Genomic DNA, 17,030 nt, shown 5'->3' with positions numbered 1-17,030 from the left:
CTTCGGAAACCCTCTCGATCGTGTCCTTTCACTTTGGAGAAAAACACCATGAAATCCACCACCTTGTCCCGCTCGCTGCAAATGACTCTGTGTGCTGCTGCCCTGTGTTCCTTTGGCGCCGCCAACGCCCAGACTCCGCCCCCCGCCGGCGCCACCGGGATGTCGCAGTCGCAGTCGGAAGTGAGCAAGCCCGCGCAGGCGCCCGCAGTGCAGCCGGGAGCGCGCGACGGCATGCAGCATTCATCGCCCACGCATCGAATGACGCAGTCGGAATCCGAAGCCAAGAAGCCGGCCCAGGCGCCGGCGCCGCGCGCCGGCTCGCGCGACGGCAAGGCGCAGTCGTCGCCGGCACCGGCCAGCGGCAAGGGCATGTCGCAGTCGGAGTCTGAAGTGAGCAAGCCCGCTCAGGCGCCTGTCGGTGCCGGCGGCAAGTAACGGCCAGACCGCGTGGCGGCAACCCGCAAAGGCCTCTTCGGGGGCCTTTTTTTGTCTCCGGTCACTGCCGCGCAGCGCCTGGTTTGCGGGCTTCGCGCCGCGGCCCAGGGCCGCCGTTGTAGGTTCGCGCCTGCAGACGCAGGCGGGCTGGGCTTATAAGCCCGGCGCGCAAACTGCCCCAAGCTGTGAAACGTAGCGAGGAGGCAAGCGCTTAGTTCCTCCTCTTCGATCGATTCACTTTGGAGAAAACCACCATGAAGTCCACCTGGTCCCGCTCCTTGCAAATGACGCTGTGCGCCGCCGCCGTGTGCGCGCTGGGCGTCGTCAATGCCCAGACCCCTGCGCCCATGGCGCCAGGGGCCGCCACGCCGCCCGCCGGCGCCCAGGCACCCGTGCCGCCGCCGCCACCGCTGGGCGCCGCGCAGCATGACGGCAAGAAGCCGCACCACATGAAGCGTGACCACCGCGGTCACAAGGACGAGCGCCATCATGGTCAGCGCGGCAAGTATTCCAACCCGCACGAGCACGAAGCCGCAGCAGTGCGTGCCGAAGAGCGCGCCGGCCGCATGCCGCGCGGCCAGGACATGGACCAGTACCAGCGCAATGCGCTGGCACGCTGCGAAGTGTTCCGCGAAGCCGAAGACCGCCGCTCGTGCGCCGACCGTGTGCGTTCCGCCGAAGTCAGCGGCAGCGTGAAGGACGGCGGCGTGCTGCGCGAGTACACCGAACAGGTGCCGGTGCGGCCGTAATCGCAACGCACTGCGCATAGAAGGCCCCTCGGGGCCTTTTTTCATGTCCGGGCAAGACCCTGACGGTGGCGCGCGGATGCGCAGTCCCGGCCCATGCCGCGCCCAGGCCGGCGATACTGGCGGTCTTTGGACTTTATGCTGGCCGGTGCGCGATGACTCGTTTTTTGCCTGAAATACCTTCCATCCATGACCCTGTATGGAATGCGCGCGTGCAGACGCTGATCGACCACAAGACCAAACCACTGGGTTCGCTGGGCCTGCTCGAGCGCACCGCGCATAGACTGGCCGGCATCCTGCACTCCGAGGCGCCGCGACTCGAGCAGCCGCAGATGGTGGTGTTTGCCGCCGACCATGGACTTGCGGCGCGCGGCGTCTCGGCCTATCCGGTCGATGTCACCTGGCAGATGGTGGAGAATTTTCTCGCCGGCGGCGCGGCGGTGAGCGTGCTGGCGCAGCAAAACGGCCTGGCGCTGCATGTGATGGATTGCGGCGTGGCGCGTGATTTCGCCGAACGCCCCGTGGTGGCCGGCCGGCCGCGGCTGTGGCATTGCAAGGTGGCGCATGGCACGCAGGACTGCTCGGCAACCGATGCGATGACCGCCGCGCAGTGCGACACCGCGATGCGCCATGGCGCGGCGCTGGTGCAGGCGCTGCCCGGCAATGCCTTGCTGCTGGGCGAAATGGGCATAGGCAATACATCGTGCGCTTCGTTGCTGCTGGCGCGTCTGTGCGCGGTCGACGTCGCCAAGGTCACGGGCGCGGGCACGGGCCTCAATGCCGCGGGCGTGGCGCGCAAGGTGCAGGTGCTGCGCGAAGTGCTGGCCTGGCATGACGGGGTCGAGGAGCCGCTCGACGTGCTAGCGGCCATGGGCGGCTTCGAGATCGCGGCCATGGTCGGCGCGGTGCTGCAGGCCGCGCATGAGCGCCGTGTGATCGTGGTCGACGGCTTCATCACCACCGCCGCGGTGCTGGTTGCGAGCCGCCTGCGCCCCGCCGTGATTGAACGCTGCGTGTTCGCCCACCGTTCGGGCGAGCCGGGCCACACCATCGTGCTGCAGGCACTGGGCGCCGAGCCGCTGCTCGACTGGGGGCTGCGCCTGGGCGAAGGCTCGGGCGCGGCACTGGCCTGGCCGCTGCTCGAATCGGCCTGCGCGATGCTGCGCGACATGGCGAGCTTCGCTTCGGCCGGGGTCGCGGGCCAGCAGACCGAAGCCGTCAGCGCCTGAGTTCGGGCTTCAGGGCGCAGGCGTTTTCGGCTGGTAGTCGCAGTAGGTCGAAACAATGCACTCCCAGCAGCGCGGCTTGCGCGCCTGGCAGACATAGCGCCCCAGCAGTATCAGCCAGTGGTGGGAGTCGACCGCATAGGCGGGCGGAACACGCTTGAGCAGCTGCTTCTCCACGGCCAGCACGTTGGCGCCCGGCGCCAGCCCCGTGCGGTTGCTGACGCGAAAGATATGCGTGTCCACGGCCATGGTCGGCTCGCCGAACGCGACGTTGAGCACCACGTTGGCGGTCTTGCGGCCCACGCCCGGCAGGTCTTCGAGCGCTTCGCGCGTGCGCGGCACCTGGCCGCCATGGCGCTCGACCAGCCGGCGGCAGGTTTCCAGCAGGTGCCTGGCCTTGCTGTGGTACAGCCCTATGGTCTTGATGTACGACTCGAGGCCGTCGAGGCCCAGGTCCAGAATCGCCTGGGGCGTGTTGGCCACGGGAAACAGCTTGCGCGTGGCCTTGTTGACGCCCACATCCGTGGCCTGGGCCGACAGCAGCACGGCCGCGAGCAGCTCGAACACCGTGGTGTATTCGAGCTCGGTGTTGGGCATGGGATTGGCCGCCTTGAGCGTGGCGAAAAAGGGAACGATCTGCGCGGTCTGCATGGGGGTAACCCGGGGCAAAAGGCGATTGTCGGGCAAAGTGTGGACGCGCGCTGGGGCCAGTTCAAAGGTGGCGTCGCGCATTGCGCACGCGCGGCGCAAATTTGATGAAAAATGGGGGGTTGGCGGCCGCGCGCGACCGTCCCCGAATTTTGTTGCTGAAACGGACCCTATCTATGCAATTCGCCGAGCGTCTGAACAATGTGGAGACTTCCGCAATCCGTGAACTTTTCAAGCTGCTGGGCAAGCCCGGCATCATCAGTTTTGCCGGCGGTTTCCCCGACAGCGCGCTGTTTGATGTCGCCGGCATCAGCGCCGCCTCGCAGGCCGCGCTGACCGCCGAGCCCGGCGCGGCGCTGCAATACGGCGCCACCGAAGGCTACCAGCCGCTGCGCGAGCAGATCGCGGCCTTCATGGCCGGCAAGGGCGTGAGCGCTGTCGCACCCACCGATTTCGTGGTCACTACCGGCAGCCAGCAGGCGCTCGATCTGCTGGGCAAGACCATGATCAGCCCCGGAGACAAGGTGATCGTCGAAGGCCCGACCTTCCTGGCCACCATCCAGTGCTTTCGCCTCTACGGCGCCGAAGTCATCAGCGCCCCCATCGATGCCCAGGGCGTGGACACCGACGCGCTCGAGAAACTGATCGCCGAGCACCAGCCCAAGATGGTCTATCTGATCCCTACCTTCGGCAACCCCAGCGGTGCGACGCTGAGTCTCGAGCGCCGCAAGAAGGTGCTCGAACTTGCGGTCAAGTACCAGACGCTGGTCGTCGAAGACGATCCGTACGGCGATCTGTACTTCGACGCCGCGCCGCCGCCCAGCCTGCTGGCGCTGTCGTCCGAAGTGCCCGGCAGCCGCGACTGGCTGGCCCACTGCGGCAGCCTCAGCAAGGTGCTCAGCCCCGGCCTGCGCATTGGCTGGCTGGTCGCGCCCGACGCGCTGCGCGAGCGCGCGGTGATGTGCAAGCAGTTCAGCGATGCCAATACCAGCACCTTCGCGCAGGCGACGGCGGCGCAATACCTCAAGGCAGGCCACATGCCCGCAACGCTGGCCAAGGTGCGCGCGGTCTATGCCGAACGCGCCCAGGCCATGGGCGCTGCGCTGCGCAAGGAGCTCGGCGATGCGGTGACTTTTGTCGCGCCACAGGGCGGGTTGTTCCTCTGGGTCAAGCTCACGGGAGCGCGCGGCCAGTTGCAGGACGCCAACGTGCTTGCCAAGCGTGCGATCGACAAGGGCGTGGCTTTCGTGCCCGGTGCGCCTTTCTTTGCGCAGAATCCCGATATGTCGAGCTTCCGGCTGTCGTTCGCGACCGCCGATGTGGCCAAGATCCAGGACGGCATGGCCCGGCTGGGTCAGGCGTTGCAGGGTTGAGCATGGCCGATGAACAGGCGCAGCGCGCGCAGGACCGCATCACCGAACTCGAGATCAAGGCCAGCTACGTCGAGGACACGCTGGATCAGCTGAACATGACCATCTACCGTCAGCAGCAGCAGATCGACGCGCTGATCGCCGAAGTGCGCAACCTGCGCCAGCAGGTGCCGGCCGAAGGCGGCGGGGGCGGGCGCAATCTGCGCGACGAATTGCCACCTCACTATTGAGAGGGATTCATCAACGCAAAGGCTTCCGAGGAAGCCTTTTTTGCTGCCTGCCGAAGCGTGCCAGTCTATTCAGGCGCCTTGTTCGCGATGTTCTTCATCTTGCCCAGGAACAGGCGCAGGAAGAAGATGCCCATGCCAATGATCAGCAGAATGGATATCAGGCTCATCAGGCCATAGTCGGTAGAAAACAGGTCGATCCACAATTTCATGCATAGCTCCATTCGGGCCCGGGGTGCTGTTCCAGTGCCATGGCTGGACTATCGCCGCGAACCCGGTGGCACCGCTTGCGCCAGATCAAGCGCCGCGATGAAACGCGCGCGCACGCGTCACTGGTGAATTGCGTCTGGGCCCGCAAGTGGGTCGTCGTTTGGCCTACAAGCGCCGGCGCTTTGTGCAGGCAAGCTCAAGGGGTTGCGGGCGGACAGCGAAAGCTGCCGACCCGCCGCAGCAGGCGCAGCGGCCGCACAGCCGCTCGCCGATGGCCCTTTGTTTTGAGCAGGAGCACATATGACCACACCCGAACAACGCAAGAACCTCAATCTCGACCCGATCACGGACGAGCCCGGAGCCCACCCGGTGGGCACGGGCCTGGGCGCGGGCGGCGGTGCGCTGGCTGGCGCCGCAGCGGGTGCCATGGGCGGTCCGGTGGGCGCTGCCGTGGGTGCCGTGGTCGGCGCTGTGGCCGGCGGGCTCGCAGGCCACAGCGTGGCCGAAGCCATCAACCCCACGGCCGAGGACGCGTATTGGCGCAGCACCTACGACAAGGAAGCGTATTACCGCTCGGATTACACGTATGACGATTACGCGCCAGCCTACCGCGCGGGCTGGGAAGGCCGCGCGGCCGGACGCGACCGTTGGGACGAAGTACGTGACGACTGGTCGCGCCGCTGGCACGGCGAGCCCCATGGCTCGCGCCTGCGCTGGGACGAAGCCGAACCCGCGGCCAAGGCCGCCTGGGAGCGTGCCAACGAACATTACGTGTTCAACAAGCAGGAATGAACACCCTGGTTTCAGCCGCCTGATTTTTTCGGCGCCGCAGCCCCTGACTCTGGGCCATCCGTTGGCAGGGGCTGCAGCCAACCGGCAGCAGCCGTGATCACGCAATGCGTCAATCGCTGCAGCCCGGCCTGGGCATTGCGCGCATGGGCCCAGTAAAGCGGCACATCGACGCCCGTATCGGGCAGCACTTCCACCAGCGTGCCTGCGTCGAGGTGGCGCTGGATCAACAGCAGCGGCTGCATTCCCCAGCCCACGCCTGCCTCGCCCGCACGCACGAAAGCATAGGCCGATGGCAGCCAATGCTTGGGCGGTCCGTGGCGCGTGGCCAGTCCCTGGGCGTGCAGCCACTTGTCCTGCAGCGCATCCTTGCGGTCGTAGCTGAGCATGGGCGCGCGCGCAATCGACTCGGGCGTCACGCCGGCGGCGAAATGCTGTGCCATGAATGCCGGGCTCGCCGCCGCGACATAGCGCATCGAGCCCAGCGGCCAGGTGTTGCAGCCCGTGATGCTGGTCGATGTCGCGGTCACCGCGGCCATCACTTCGCCTTCCTTGATCCGCTTGGCCGTATGGTCCTGGTCGTCGATGCTGATGTCGAGCAACTCGTTGCCTTCGCGCGTGAACGCCGCCATCGCATCCATGAACCATGAGGACAGCGAGTCGGCATTGACCGCGAGCTTGAGCGTAGGCGGCATGAACTGGCCTTCGGACACCAAGGCAGGATTGGTGCGGCGCAGCTCGTTCTCGAGCAGCGCGACCTGCTCCACATGCAGGCACAGCCGCCGCCCGGCTTCGGTTCCCGTGCAGGGCTGGCCGCGCAGCACCAGCACCTGGCCCACGCGTTCCTCCAGCAGCTTGATGCGCTGCGATACCGCGGAAGGGGTGATATGCAGCTTGCGCGCGGCGCGCTCGAAGCTGCCTTCGCGCACCACCGCGGCCAAGGCTTCCAATCCGGCGTAGTCGAGCATCAGTTCTTCTTAATAGGTTGAAACTAATTTAATTTTACTTAATATCCGGATGAATCGACAATTTCCCTTATGTGGACAACGTTGATTTCTTCTTCCTGGATTGCGGGCTTTACGGTCTGCCTGTCTTTGATCATCTCGATAGGCGCGCAAAACCTCTATGTGCTGCGCCAGGCCGTGCAGGGCCGGCATGTGCGCGCCTGCGTGGCGTGGTGCGTGTTCAGCGACGTGCTGCTGATCGGCATAGGCGTGGCGGGCATGTCGCAGCTGCTCGGGCGTGCGCCCGATCTGGCTTATTACCTCTCGCTGGGCGGCGCGCTGTTCCTGCTGGGCTACGGCCTGTACGCACTGTGGCGGGTGTTCTATGCGGCCGACGTGGCGCTGCAGGGAGCGCAGGCGACGCAGCGCGGACTGCTGAGCGTGGTCGGCACGCTGGCCGTGATCACGCTGCTCAACCCCCATGTCTATCTGGACACGGTGCTGCTGGTGGGCAGCATAGGCGCGCGCCAGGATGGGGCGCTCAAGGCGGTGTTTGTCGCGGGCGCGGCCTGCGCGAGCCTGCTGTGGTTCATGTTGCTGGCCAGCGCGGGTCGGCGCCTGCAGCATTGGTTTGCCCACCCCATGCCCTGGCGCGTGCTGGACGCGCTCACGGGCGTGATGATGCTGGCGCTGTCGTGGTGGGTCTGGAGCGGCATGGCCGCGCCGGCCTGAGCTGGGCGCTCAGCCCAGCTTGGCGAGGACTTCCAGCAGGTTCCACTGATTGCACTGGATCTGGTAGTGGCCTGTCGTGCCATTCTTGTGGCTCTGGGCCTCGACGACGATCACATTGCCCAGCGCGCGCGCGGCCGACAGCGGGCGAATCTTGTCGTACTGATGGGCTTCGGCGATGTCGCCGCGAAACAGCAGCAGCGGCGAGGCGGCATCGGGCTGGCCGTACTTGCGCGCATACAGTTCCAGCGTCTTGGCGCGCGTGACTTCGTTCAGGCCGACAAGCACTGCCTGATCCATGGAAAGGGTGGGGGACAGCGTATCTTCGGACATGGCGGAAATTGGGTGGGTGGATAGTGAGGTGCCGACCGTGCGAAAGCAGCGGCCGGCGTCATGGGCCGGATTTCACCATAACCCGCCCAAATTATGTTGCAGTTTTTACATCTTTATGACGCCCGCATGACCTTGGCGAGTGAAATTCCCGCCGCTGGCGGCAGCCGCAACCCTCCGCCGCTGGCGCTCAGAACGCGGGAACGACCGCGCCCTGGTACTTGTCCTGCAGGAACTTCTTGACGTCTTCGCTGCGCAGCGCCTGGATCAGCTTGGTGATTTCGGGGCTGTTGGCGCGGTCCTTGCGCGCGGCGACGATGTTGGCGTAGGGTGAATCCTTGCCTTCGATGAACAGCGCGTCCTTGGTCGGGTTGAGCTTGGCTTCGATCGCGTAGTTGGTGTTGATCAGCGCCAGGTCGACATCACCGAGCGCGCGCGGCAGCAAAGGCGCTTCGAGTTCCTTGAACTTGAGCTTCTTGGGATTGTTCACCACATCGAGCGGCGTGGGCGTGAGGCTCTTGGGGTCCTTGAGCGTGACCAGGCCCTGCTTGGCCAGCAGCAGCAGCGCGCGGCCGCCGTTGGACGGATCGTTCGGGATGGCCACGGTGGCGCCGTCCTTGAGATCCTTGATGTTCTTGAGCTTCTTCGAATAGGCGCCGAACGGCTCGACATGGATGGTGCCGTTGGGCACGGCGACCAGCGAGCTCTTGCGGTCCTTGTTGTAGCTGTCCAGGTAGGGCTGGTGCTGGAAGAAGTTGGCATCGAGCTGCTTGTCTTCGACGGCCGCATTGGGCTGCACGTAGTCGCTGAATTCGCGCACCTGCAGATCGATGCCCTGTTTCTTCAGCGCGGGCTTGATGTGGTTGAGAATTTCGGCGTGGGGCACGGCCGTGGCTGCAACCTTGAGCACTGCGTCGGCGGCATGGGCGGTCAATGCGAGGGTGGCAAGGGCGATGGCGGACAGGGTTTTCTTCAGCATGACGAACGCTTTCCTGGATGAATTTGTTGAATGAGCGCCAGCGCCGAAACCGGTGGAACTGGGGCGCAGCAGGCCTTAGTTTAGTGTGCTGTGGACGCGATGTGCAGTGAAAAAGCGATTTTGGTTATAAGAATGTGGTTTTTTATGCAAATCTATCGTTTTCCAATGCGCCGCGCCTATGCGCACTGATCGTGCCGAGGAATCCTCTGGGCGGCGTATTCCATTGATAATGGCGCCCAGGCGGGAATCGGCTGATCCGATCCCGCACAGATGCGAAGGTGCCCCATTCAGGGGTTCAACGACAAGCAGGTGCGCCGCGCTCCAGAGCCCGGCAATTCCTGCGCTGCCCCCGCAACGGTAGGCGAAATCTCAGGTTCTCACGCGGGTCCAACGATGACCCGCAGTCACTGCGCCCGTACAGGGCGTGGGAAGGCGAGGACTGAGCCGGCACACGCCGGCGTTTCGCAAGCCCGGATACCGGCCTTTGCCATCGCTTCGGACGCCGCGGGAGTGCGCATGTCAGGGCAGATGAGGTGGCGGGGCGCGCGCGTTCGGCGGCCTCTTTGCCTGTGCGTGCCCTGCGGTGGGTATTGATCCATGGGCTTCGCGGGTGAGCGAAGCACAGATTTGAAATCATCGCATGCATTCCTCAGGTAGTTCGCGGCCTGCGCCTGGCCGCGCCGTTTTGTCTTCTTCCCCGGTTTCTTGCGGCTTGCGCCTGCAACGCAGGGCCGCGCTGTGCCTGCTGGCCTGGTCAGCCGGTGCGGGCATGGTCCATGCTGCGGCGGAACCCGCGCTCGGCGATGTGTTCGTCACCGCGACGGCGCGTCCCGAAGACCGCGCGCGCATTGCCGCGACCACGCAGACCATTGACCGCGCCGAGATCGAGCGCTCGTCGGCGCGTTCGGTCACCGACCTGCTGGCCGAGCATGCGGTCGGCTTCCTCAGCGAATGGACCGCGGCCCAGACCTCGCTGAACCTGCGCGGCGCGGCCACCGACGGCCAGGGGCGCGACTACCGCGGCCAGGTCGCGGTGCTGCTCAACGGCAGGCGAGCGGGCACGGCCAACCTGTCGAAGCTGAGCCTGTCGGATGTGGAGCGCATAGAGATCGTGCGCGGCCCGGCCTCGGTGGTCTACGGCAGCCAGAACATGGGCGGCGTGATCAACATCATCCTGCGCACGGGCGCGACCGGCGGCGGCAACCGCGCCTCGGTGGTCGGCGGCAGCGCCGGCCTGTGGCGCGCCGATACGCAGATCAGCGGCGCGAGCGCGCAGTGGGACTGGTACATAGGCGCCAACGCCGGCGGGCGCGACGACTACAGCGCGGGCAGCGGCGGCGGCGAACAGCAGAACACCAGCTACAAGCGCCGCGGCGCGAGCGGCGCGCTGGGCTGGCAGATTGCCGACCTGCACCGCGTCGAAATGCAGCTGCGCACCGATGGCATCTACAACGCGGGCTTCCGCGGATCGGGCGCAAACATCCACAGCCGCGACAACCGCTACAACCAGTCGGCCGATCTGCGCTACGAAGGCGCCTTGCCCGGCGGCCGCGTGAGCTGGCTGGCCCATCTCTACACCTTCGAGGACGTGGACGAATTCAACTGGGCCTCGCCGGTCATCAAGTCGGGCGTCAACGCCGTGCCGGGAACGGCGCGCGACTACAACATCCGCAAACTGGACGCCAGCGGCCTGCGCCTGCAGCCGCGGCTGCGCCTGTCGGATTCCAACGACCTGCTGCTGGGCTTCGACTACGAGAAGAACCGCCTGCGTTCCGAGCGCGAGCGCAATGCCATGCCCGGCGGCCCTGCGGGCCAGGTCGCGCCCTATGACAACAACCAGACCGAGCACACGCATGCGCTGTATCTGGAAGATGCGCAGAACTTCTTCGGCGACCGCCTGACGCTGCGCGCCGGCGTGCGCAAGACCTGGGGCGAGACGCGCTTCGACCAGACGCCCAACGTGGCGGCCGCACTGACCACGGCGCGCGACTACGACCAGACCACCTGGTCGACCGGCGCGACCTGGAAGGTCGACGACGCCTGGTCGCTGCGCGCGGGCGCGTCCACGGGTTTTCGCGCGCCCACGGCCAGCGAGCTGTCGGCCGATTTCACCGCGGTCGGCGGCGGGCGCAGCTTCGGCAACCCCAATCTGAAGCCCGAAGCCAGCCGCCAGATCGAAGTTGGCAGCACCTGGCGCCGCAGCGCCTGGAAAGTCGATGCCGCGCTGTTCCAGAACACGATCTCGGACCGCATCATCACGGTCTCGCGCGGCCCGACGACCAATACGTCCGACTACGCGAACAACGCCGCCGACATCGTCGCGCGCGGGCTGGAGCTCAGCGCCAACGCCGATCTGAACCAGCTGCTGGGCGTGTCGCTGGGCGGTCCGGTGCTCAGCGTGTTCGGCAATGGCTACTATCATTTCGAGATGAAGGACAAGGGCGCGGCCGCGTCGGCCAACACCGACCGCGTGCAGCGCATGTACCAGTACGAGGCCGCGGGCGGACTGCGGCTGGCGCGCGGCATGGACCGCAATCCCGGCGACTGGAGCGCCCAGCTGACGGCGCTGCTGCGCGGTCCGATGTGGTACGACACCGAAGAGAATCTGCTGATCCCCCAGGGCGAGCCCAGCAGCACTTTCATTCACCGCAAGGGCGCGTTCACGGTCTGGAACCTGCGCGGCGAATACCGCGTGAGCCGCGGCATGAAGCTGTTCGCGGGCATCAACAATATCTTCGACCTGAACCGCCATCCGATCTTCATCGCGCGCGATCAGCGGCCCTGCCTGGCCAATCCCATCTTCCAGAACGGCGGCTGCGGCACCTCGATGCCGGGCCGCGAATGGATGGTCGGCCTGCAGGCGGATTTCTGAGCGTGATGCTGCGCCGGCGGGCTCTCGGTGGGCTGGGGCTGGCCGTGCTGCTGCCTGGCGCAGCGGCGCGCGCTGGCGCTCCCATCCGCCTGCGCGATGCGCTGGGCCGCGACGTGCTGCTGCCCGGCCCGGCGCAGCGCATCGTGACCATCTTCTCGTCGAACACCGAACTCGTCGCGGCCCTGGGCCTGATGCAGCGCATCGTGGGCGTGGAGGAATACACGCGCTTTCCGCCCGAAGTGGCGGGCCTGCCCAAGGTCGGCGGGCGCCTGGGGTTCTCGGTCGATGCCGTGGTCGCGCAGCGTCCCGATCTGGTGATCGTCACGCCCGCGCGCCAGGCCGCGAACCAGCTGGTCGATCCCATGGAGCGCATAGGCGTGCCGGTGATGGTGCTGCTCAGCCGCAGCCTGGACGAAGTGCTGGGCAATGTGCGCCTGGTCGCGCAGGCTGCGGGCGTGGACGCGCGCGGCGCGGCGCTGGTGCAGTCGCTGCAGCAGCGCTTGCGTGCCGTGGACGAACAGGTGAATGCGCGGGTGGGGGGCCAGCCCGCGCCGCGCGCGCTGATGATCACCGGCCGCCTGGGCAATGGCATGCTGCTGGTCGCGCGGCCCGGCACCTATACCAATGAAGCGATGCTGCGCGCCGGCGCGCGCCATGCGATTCCCGGCATAGGCGCGCTGGCCCAGGTCTCGCCCGAGGCCGCGCTGGCAGCCGACCCCGATGTGCTGCTGTTCGCCGGAGCGCAGTCCGGACTCGATGATCTTGCGCGCCGCCCCGGCTGGCGCGACATGCGCGCGCTGCGCGCGCAGCGCGCGATCACGGTGGCGCGCGCCGAATTCCTGATTCCCGGTCCGCGCACTTTCGACGGCATAGAAACGCTGGCGCGCTGGATCACGCAGACGCAGCAGAAAGGATGGGGATGAATCCCTCCGGAAAAATGTGGTGCCTGGCCCTTGGGGCGCTGGCGCTGGCCGTGGTGCTGGGCATCTGCGCGGGCCATCAATGGGCCGCACCCGCCGAAATCTGGCAGGCGATCACCGAGCGCGACACGCTGCGCAGCCGCCTGCTGTGGGAGTGGCGCATGCCGCGCGTGCTGGCCGCGGCCTGCGTGGGCGCGCTGCTGGGGCTTTCGGGTGCGGTGTTCCAGGGCGTGTTCCGCAACCCGCTGGCCGAGCCCTATCTGCTGGGCGCTTCGGGCGGCGCGGCGCTGGGCGCGACCATTGCCTTGCTGGTGCCGCTGGGCCTGCCGCAGTCCTGGCTGCTGCCCCTGCTGGCCTTTGCCGGCGCCTGGGGCGCGACGATTCTGGTGCTGGGCGTGGCGCGCGTGGCCGGTGCCCTGGATGCCTCGGGCATGCTGCTGGCGGGCGTGGCGATGGCCGCGATGCTCGGCGCGATACGTTCGTTCCTGATGCTGGCGCTGTCCGACGAGACCGTGAGCCTGCAGGTGGTGATGAGCTGGGTGCTGGGCGGCATTCAGACGCCCACCTGGAGCGGACTGGGCTGGCTCGCGCTGATCACGCTGGCCTGTCTTCTTGCCACGCAGACGCTGGCGCGCGGACTCGATCTGCTGGGCCTGGGCGACGCCACGGCGCAGTCGTTCGGCCTCGATGTCGCGCGCTTCGTGCCGCGCGCCGTGCTGCTGGGCTCGCTGGTCGTTGCCGCGGCCGTGGCCTATGGCGGGCTGGTGGCCTTTGTCGGCCTGGCCGCGCCGCATATCGCGCGCTGGTGGGTGGGGCCGCGCCACCGCTGGGTGCTGCCCGCGAGCGCGCTGGCCGGCGCGCTGGTCGTGACCGTGGCCGATGCGATTGCGCGCAGCGTGCTGCCGCCGGCCGAAGTGCCGCTGGGCCTGATCACCGCCGTGGCGGGCGGGCCGTTCTTCATCGTGCTGCTGGCGCGCCGGCTGCGCGCCCATGGAGGGCGCGCATGAACGACGCCGCAATGCTGTGCGCCGCCCATCTGCATCTGTGCCGGCAGGGCCGGGCGCTGCTTGACGATGTGTGCCTGGACCTGCCGCAGCGCGGCGCCGTGGCCCTGGTCGGGCCCAATGGCGCGGGCAAGTCCACGCTGCTGCAGGTGCTGGCCGGACAGCTCGCGCCCGATCGCGGCGGCGTCACTTTGCAGGGCCGGCCGCTCAAGGGCCTCGATGTGCGCGCCCGCGCCCAGCGCCTGGGCTATATGCCGCAGCGCTTCGAGCCGCATTGGGATGTGACGCTGCTGGACCTGGTGCAGATGCGTGTGGCCGATCCCGCGCGGGCCGCGCAGGTGTTGGCCGAGGCCGATCTGCAAGTGCTGGGCGAGCGCCGCTGGAGCACGCTGTCGGGCGGCGAGCGCGCGCGCGGCATGCTGGCCGCGGTGCTGGCCACCGACCCGCCCGTGCTGCTGGCCGACGAGCCCGGCGCGGCGCTCGATGTGCAGCACCGGCTGGCGCTGGTGCAGGCGCTGGCGCGGCGCGGGCGCGAGCGGCTGGTGGTGGTCGTGATGCACGACCTCGATCTGGCTTTCGAGTGCTTCGATCGCGTGGTCGTGCTGCATGCGGGCCGCGTGGCCATGGACGGCGCGCCGGCAGATCTGCTGCACGCGCCGCAACTTGACGCGGTGTTTGGCGTGCATTTCGAGCGCATCGCGGTGGCGCCAAATACCTTGCTGCGCGCGCGCAGCCTCACTTGGAAGGACAAGCCATGATGCGCATTGATATTGCAGGCTGGACACGCGAAGCCATGGCGGGCGACCACCAGGCATTCCGCGCGATTTTCGAAAGCGCCGATCGCTGGGGCTATGACGGCGCCTGGTTCAGCGAATTCCGCGTGCCGCAAAGCGACTGGCAGTATCCATCGCCGCTGCTGCTGGCCGCGGCCCTGCTGGCGCGCACCGAGCGCCTGCGCGTGGGCACGGCGGTGCTGGTGCTGCCCTTGCACCACCCGCTGATGCTGGCCGAGGAAATCGCCCAGCTCGACTTCCAGAGCGGCGGGCGCATCGACGTGGGAATCGGCCGCGGCACCGAGCCGGCGTCGCTGGCCGCGCTGGAAATCGACGCCGAGAGCACGCGCCAACGCTTTGAAAGCGGCGCGCGCATTCTGCGCAATGCCTTGCGCGGCGACACCGTGGCCGCGGACGGCGGGCCCTGGAATTTCGCGCCGCGCAAGTTGGCGCCGCTGCCGCTGCAGCGTCCGCACCCGCCGATCTACGTCGCTGGATCGACCGAGGAAACGCTGGGCTTTGCGCTGGCCGAGGACCTGCCTTTGCTGCTGAGCCTGGAGCCGCCCGAGACCACGCAGCTCGAGCGCCTGGCGCATTGCGCGCAGCGCCAGGTGCGCGACGCCAGGCCGCTGCTGGCGCGTTCGTCGCTGGCGCGCTATGTCTGCATTGGCGCCAATGCCGCCCAGGTACAGCAACAGCTCGAAGGCCTCTGGGAAAAGCTCTACGCGCGCCGCGTCTACTTTGCCGCCAGGCGCGGCGTGGCCGCGGCCGATGTGCCGCCCGTAGACCAGGCCAAGGTGCTGCGCGAGCAGTTCATCCACGGCACGCCAGAGCAATGCCATGCGCAGATCCTGGCGCTGCGCGAACGCTTGGGGCTGCGCAGCCTGCGCTGCATCTTCAATGCCAACGGCCTGTGGAGCAACGACGCGGCGCTGGCCGCGATGCAGTTGTTTGCGCAGGAAGTGCTGCCCGCATTGCATCGGTCGGAGCCCGTGGATGCCTGACAATCCCGGCATGGACTCCGAACAACTCCAGCGCCTTGTGACCGTGCAGATGCCCTATGGCAAATACCAGGGCCGCTGCATTGCCGATCTGCCCGGCAACTACCTGATGTGGATGGCGCGCGAAGGCTTTCCGCGCGGCGATCTGGGGCGCTTGCTGGCGCTGATGTACGAACTCGATCACAACGGCCTGTCGCATCTGCTCGATCCTTTGCGGGGCGCGCGTTCGTCTTGACATGAGGGCAGGCCGTTCATGGTTCGACAGGCTCACCACGAACGGTTTGCATGCATGCGCCCTGAGCCCTGATCTTGTCGCAGCAGCGGCTGGCCCCGCTAGCCCTGCCGCCTGCGCAGGCGCCGCCAGCCGATCACCATCCCGCTGCCACTGAGCAGCAGCCCGCCCAGGCTCAGCGTCAGCAGCGTGATGTCCCACAGCGGCCGGCGCTCGAGCAGCGGCAGCCAGTCCCAGCTGTGCAGCATGGCGAACAGCCAGCGGCTGGCGCGTTTGTGGCTGTCGAGCCGGCCCAGCACATTGCCGGTGTGCGGGTCCAGATGCACCCAGCTGGCATGCGTATCGTCAAAGACAATCCGCCAGATGGGCAGCGGGCGTTCGCTGGCGCCCATCATGCTGTGCGGCGCGCGCGCGTAGTAGTAGAGGTCGTAGTCGGTCAGCGTATCGATGCGCGCCACGGGGGCTGCAATCAACTGCGTGGCCGCGGTCTTCAATGCCGCGGGATCAAGGGCCAGCGGCCGGGCTGTGCCGGCATCGAACAGTTGCGCCGCGCCGCTGGCCGCCTGGGCAAATGCCGTGGGCCGGCCCAGCACCATCTGCCAGCGCAGTTCGCGCACCGGACCGCCGGCCGCGCCAATCAGCGCCTGGGGCGTTGCGTGTTGCGCCGTCAAGACCAGCGGCCCGCCTTGCAGTGCCGTGGTCTGCAGCGGCGCGGCTCCGCTGTCGAAGATGCGCCAGGGGTTCATCGACATCAGGCCGCTGAAGATCCAGGTGATGGTGATCAGTGCGAACAGCAGTCCCGAGACATGGTGCCAGCGCATCATGCGCCCGGGGTAGGGCGAGCGCGCGCCGCTGCGGTAGGGCCGGGTGAAACGCCAGCGCATGATGCCGACCGCGGTGCCCGCCAGCGCCACGCCAATGCCGGCAACCGACAGCCAGTTGACGATGTCGCTCCAGTAGGCATTGAACGCATTGCCGCGAAACGGGTAGAGCCAGTGGATCCACGCACCCGCGTAGTTCCACAGGCGTTCGGTGCGCGTCGCGTCGCGCACCACTTCGCCGGTCTGGCCGGAAACATAAAGCCAGCTATGGTCGGCGTCCGCGAGCTGCACGCGGTGCAGCGGGCGGTGGGCATCGAGGCCGCGCGAATGCGTGAACGCGTCCTCGTCGACGCTGCCCAGATACGCCAGGCCCTGGCTGCTGCCCGCATAGGCGGCCGCGCTGGCCAGCGCCCAGGACGCGTCCACGGGCGGCAGATGTTCGCCGTGCAGCGCGTCTATGACCACGACATCGCCGCCGCGCGCGCCCGCGGGCGTGGCGAAGTAGACCGGCCGCCCGCCGCTGGCCGCGGCCAGGCGCAGGTCCTTGAGCGCGCCGCCGACGCCGGCGCGCTCCAGTGCCTGCGCGGGTGACAGCAGCGGCGCCGCCGCATCCAGCGCCGGCAGGTGCGCCAGCCGCTCGGCGGGCGTGAGCTTGGGGTAGCCCACATACATCATCACCATGCCCGAGACAAACCACATCGCGAAGAACGCGCACAGTGCAATGCCCAGCCAGCGGTGGGTCAGATAAAGCCAGCGTTTGGGGTGCAGTCGCAT

19 protein-coding genes and 1 riboswitch are annotated in these 17,030 nt (G+C 67.5%); of the genes, 13 read left to right on the top strand and 6 right to left on the bottom strand.

All coding sequences use genetic code 11. From position 1 onward, the window contains the following. Positions 1–48: 48 nt before the first annotated feature. The 3 genes from RR928_RS02525 to cobT all read left to right on the top strand — a co-directional run bounded on the left by RR928_RS02525 (position 49) and on the right by cobT (position 2,410). Entirely contained in the window at positions 49–435 is a 387-nt protein-coding gene (locus RR928_RS02525) for a hypothetical protein (protein WP_332534344.1), read from the top strand. 254 nt (positions 436–689) lie between these two features. Next, positions 690–1,184 (top strand): hypothetical protein, encoded by a 495-nt coding sequence (locus RR928_RS02520; RefSeq protein WP_332534342.1) that lies wholly within the window; start codon positions 690–692, stop codon positions 1,182–1,184. A 152-nt stretch (positions 1,185–1,336) separates the two neighbouring features. Then, positions 1,337–2,410: a nicotinate-nucleotide--dimethylbenzimidazole phosphoribosyltransferase gene (cobT, locus tag RR928_RS02515; protein WP_332534341.1), complete on the top strand. Its 1,074-nt coding sequence runs from the start codon at positions 1,337–1,339 to the stop codon at positions 2,408–2,410. 9 nt (positions 2,411–2,419) lie between these two features. Here cobT and nth read toward each other — a convergent pair whose 3' ends face one another. Next, positions 2,420–3,058: an endonuclease III gene (nth, locus tag RR928_RS02510; protein WP_332534340.1), complete on the bottom strand. Its 639-nt coding sequence runs from the start codon at positions 3,056–3,058 to the stop codon at positions 2,420–2,422. Between the two features lie 173 nt (positions 3,059–3,231). On the opposite strand from nth, the gene RR928_RS02505 reads away from it, so the two are divergent. Then, on the top strand, positions 3,232–4,428 hold the full coding sequence (locus tag RR928_RS02505) for an aminotransferase-like domain-containing protein (RefSeq protein WP_332681409.1): 1,197 nt from the start codon (positions 3,232–3,234) through the stop codon (positions 4,426–4,428). Positions 4,429–4,430: 2 nt separating this feature from the next. Then, entirely contained in the window at positions 4,431–4,655 is a 225-nt protein-coding gene (locus RR928_RS02500) for a SlyX family protein (protein WP_332534338.1), read from the top strand. Between the two features lie 65 nt (positions 4,656–4,720). Here RR928_RS02500 and RR928_RS02495 read toward each other — a convergent pair whose 3' ends face one another. Further along, complete coding sequence (locus tag RR928_RS02495; protein WP_332534337.1) at positions 4,721–4,864, bottom strand: DUF3149 domain-containing protein; 144 nt, start codon at positions 4,862–4,864, stop codon at positions 4,721–4,723. 298 nt (positions 4,865–5,162) lie between these two features. Here RR928_RS02495 and RR928_RS02490 point away from each other — a divergent pair, with 298 nt between their 5' ends. Beyond that, complete coding sequence (locus RR928_RS02490; protein ID WP_332534335.1) at positions 5,163–5,654, top strand: hypothetical protein; 492 nt, start codon at positions 5,163–5,165, stop codon at positions 5,652–5,654. A gap of 11 nt (positions 5,655–5,665) precedes the next feature. On the opposite strand, the gene RR928_RS02485 is transcribed toward RR928_RS02490, so the two are convergent. Then, the gene (locus RR928_RS02485; RefSeq protein WP_332534334.1) at positions 5,666–6,619 is read right to left on the bottom strand and encodes an HTH-type transcriptional regulator ArgP; all 954 of its coding nucleotides are present in this window, start codon (positions 6,617–6,619) and stop codon (positions 5,666–5,668) included. 69 nt (positions 6,620–6,688) lie between these two features. Here RR928_RS02485 and RR928_RS02480 point away from each other — a divergent pair, with 69 nt between their 5' ends. Further along, entirely contained in the window at positions 6,689–7,327 is a 639-nt protein-coding gene (locus tag RR928_RS02480) for a LysE/ArgO family amino acid transporter (RefSeq protein ID WP_332534332.1), read from the top strand. A 9-nt stretch (positions 7,328–7,336) separates the two neighbouring features. Here the strand turns inward: RR928_RS02480 and RR928_RS02475 are convergent, their stop codons facing one another. Together RR928_RS02475 and RR928_RS02470 are read right to left on the bottom strand one after the other, a co-directional pair. Next, positions 7,337–7,657: a hypothetical protein gene (locus RR928_RS02475; protein ID WP_332534330.1), complete on the bottom strand. Its 321-nt coding sequence runs from the start codon at positions 7,655–7,657 to the stop codon at positions 7,337–7,339. Positions 7,658–7,844: 187 nt separating this feature from the next. Beyond that, the gene (locus tag RR928_RS02470; RefSeq protein WP_332534328.1) at positions 7,845–8,633 is read right to left on the bottom strand and encodes a MetQ/NlpA family ABC transporter substrate-binding protein; all 789 of its coding nucleotides are present in this window, start codon (positions 8,631–8,633) and stop codon (positions 7,845–7,847) included. A gap of 259 nt (positions 8,634–8,892) precedes the next feature. Then, positions 8,893–9,133, top strand: a riboswitch (cobalamin riboswitch). A 212-nt stretch (positions 9,134–9,345) separates the two neighbouring features. On the opposite strand from RR928_RS02470, the gene RR928_RS02465 reads away from it, so the two are divergent. The 6 genes from RR928_RS02465 to RR928_RS02440 are packed head-to-tail and all read left to right on the top strand — an operon-like array spanning position 9,346 to position 15,438. After that, positions 9,346–11,505 (top strand): TonB-dependent receptor, encoded by a 2,160-nt coding sequence (locus tag RR928_RS02465; RefSeq protein WP_332681405.1) that lies wholly within the window; start codon positions 9,346–9,348, stop codon positions 11,503–11,505. A gap of 5 nt (positions 11,506–11,510) precedes the next feature. Continuing rightward, complete coding sequence (locus tag RR928_RS02460; protein ID WP_332534454.1) at positions 11,511–12,428, top strand: ABC transporter substrate-binding protein; 918 nt, start codon at positions 11,511–11,513, stop codon at positions 12,426–12,428. After that, positions 12,425–13,432: a FecCD family ABC transporter permease gene (locus RR928_RS02455; RefSeq protein WP_332549457.1), complete on the top strand. Its 1,008-nt coding sequence runs from the start codon at positions 12,425–12,427 to the stop codon at positions 13,430–13,432. Before RR928_RS02460 ends, RR928_RS02455 begins: the two co-directional genes overlap by 4 nt. Continuing rightward, complete coding sequence (locus RR928_RS02450) at positions 13,429–14,187, top strand: ABC transporter ATP-binding protein (RefSeq protein ID WP_332681403.1); 759 nt, start codon at positions 13,429–13,431, stop codon at positions 14,185–14,187. The genes RR928_RS02455 and RR928_RS02450 overlap by 4 nt, the downstream gene beginning before the upstream one ends. Continuing rightward, positions 14,184–15,206, top strand: a complete 1,023-nt coding sequence (locus tag RR928_RS02445) for an LLM class flavin-dependent oxidoreductase (RefSeq protein WP_332534322.1) — start codon at positions 14,184–14,186, stop codon at positions 15,204–15,206. Before RR928_RS02450 ends, RR928_RS02445 begins: the two co-directional genes overlap by 4 nt. Positions 15,207–15,216: 10 nt before the next feature. After that, positions 15,217–15,438, top strand: coding sequence for a DUF3820 family protein (locus RR928_RS02440; protein WP_332534452.1), 222 nt, complete (start codon positions 15,217–15,219; stop codon positions 15,436–15,438). Between the two features lie 98 nt (positions 15,439–15,536). Here the strand turns inward: RR928_RS02440 and RR928_RS02435 are convergent, their stop codons facing one another. Then, positions 15,537–17,030: a PepSY domain-containing protein gene (locus RR928_RS02435; RefSeq protein WP_332681401.1), complete on the bottom strand. Its 1,494-nt coding sequence runs from the start codon at positions 17,028–17,030 to the stop codon at positions 15,537–15,539.

The sequence above is a fragment of the Comamonas sp. genome, assembly GCF_036666375.1.
In the GTDB taxonomy this organism is placed as follows: Bacteria; Pseudomonadota; Gammaproteobacteria; order Burkholderiales; family Burkholderiaceae_C; genus Comamonas.
Note: the sequence above shows the minus strand (reverse complement) of the source record. Positions and strands in the feature narration are given on the sequence as shown.

Bases quoted from the DNA above. Each gene is read 5' to 3' on its own strand.
- RR928_RS02525 (WP_332534344.1), top strand. From the start codon at position 49: ATGAAATCCACCACCTTGTCCCGCTCGCTGCAAATGACTCTGTGTGCT.
- RR928_RS02520 (WP_332534342.1), top strand. From the start codon at position 690: ATGAAGTCCACCTGGTCCCGCTCCTTGCAAATGACGCTGTGCGCCGCC.
- cobT (WP_332534341.1), top strand. From the start codon at position 1,337: ATGACTCGTTTTTTGCCTGAAATACCTTCCATCCATGACCCTGTATGG.
- nth (WP_332534340.1), bottom strand. From the start codon at position 3,058: ATGCAGACCGCGCAGATCGTTCCCTTTTTCGCCACGCTCAAGGCGGCC.
- RR928_RS02505 (WP_332681409.1), top strand. From the start codon at position 3,232: ATGCAATTCGCCGAGCGTCTGAACAATGTGGAGACTTCCGCAATCCGT.
- RR928_RS02500 (WP_332534338.1), top strand. From the start codon at position 4,431: ATGGCCGATGAACAGGCGCAGCGCGCGCAGGACCGCATCACCGAACTC.
- RR928_RS02495 (WP_332534337.1), bottom strand. From the start codon at position 4,864: ATGAAATTGTGGATCGACCTGTTTTCTACCGACTATGGCCTGATGAGC.
- RR928_RS02490 (WP_332534335.1), top strand. From the start codon at position 5,163: ATGACCACACCCGAACAACGCAAGAACCTCAATCTCGACCCGATCACG.
- RR928_RS02485 (WP_332534334.1), bottom strand. From the start codon at position 6,619: ATGCTCGACTACGCCGGATTGGAAGCCTTGGCCGCGGTGGTGCGCGAA.
- RR928_RS02480 (WP_332534332.1), top strand. From the start codon at position 6,689: ATGTGGACAACGTTGATTTCTTCTTCCTGGATTGCGGGCTTTACGGTC.
- RR928_RS02475 (WP_332534330.1), bottom strand. From the start codon at position 7,657: ATGTCCGAAGATACGCTGTCCCCCACCCTTTCCATGGATCAGGCAGTG.
- RR928_RS02470 (WP_332534328.1), bottom strand. From the start codon at position 8,633: ATGCTGAAGAAAACCCTGTCCGCCATCGCCCTTGCCACCCTCGCATTG.
- RR928_RS02460 (WP_332534454.1), top strand. From the start codon at position 11,511: ATGCTGCGCCGGCGGGCTCTCGGTGGGCTGGGGCTGGCCGTGCTGCTG.
- RR928_RS02455 (WP_332549457.1), top strand. From the start codon at position 12,425: ATGAATCCCTCCGGAAAAATGTGGTGCCTGGCCCTTGGGGCGCTGGCG.
- RR928_RS02450 (WP_332681403.1), top strand. From the start codon at position 13,429: ATGAACGACGCCGCAATGCTGTGCGCCGCCCATCTGCATCTGTGCCGG.
- RR928_RS02445 (WP_332534322.1), top strand. From the start codon at position 14,184: ATGATGCGCATTGATATTGCAGGCTGGACACGCGAAGCCATGGCGGGC.
- RR928_RS02440 (WP_332534452.1), top strand. From the start codon at position 15,217: ATGGACTCCGAACAACTCCAGCGCCTTGTGACCGTGCAGATGCCCTAT.
- RR928_RS02435 (WP_332681401.1), bottom strand. From the start codon at position 17,030: ATGCGACTGCACCCCAAACGCTGGCTTTATCTGACCCACCGCTGGCTG.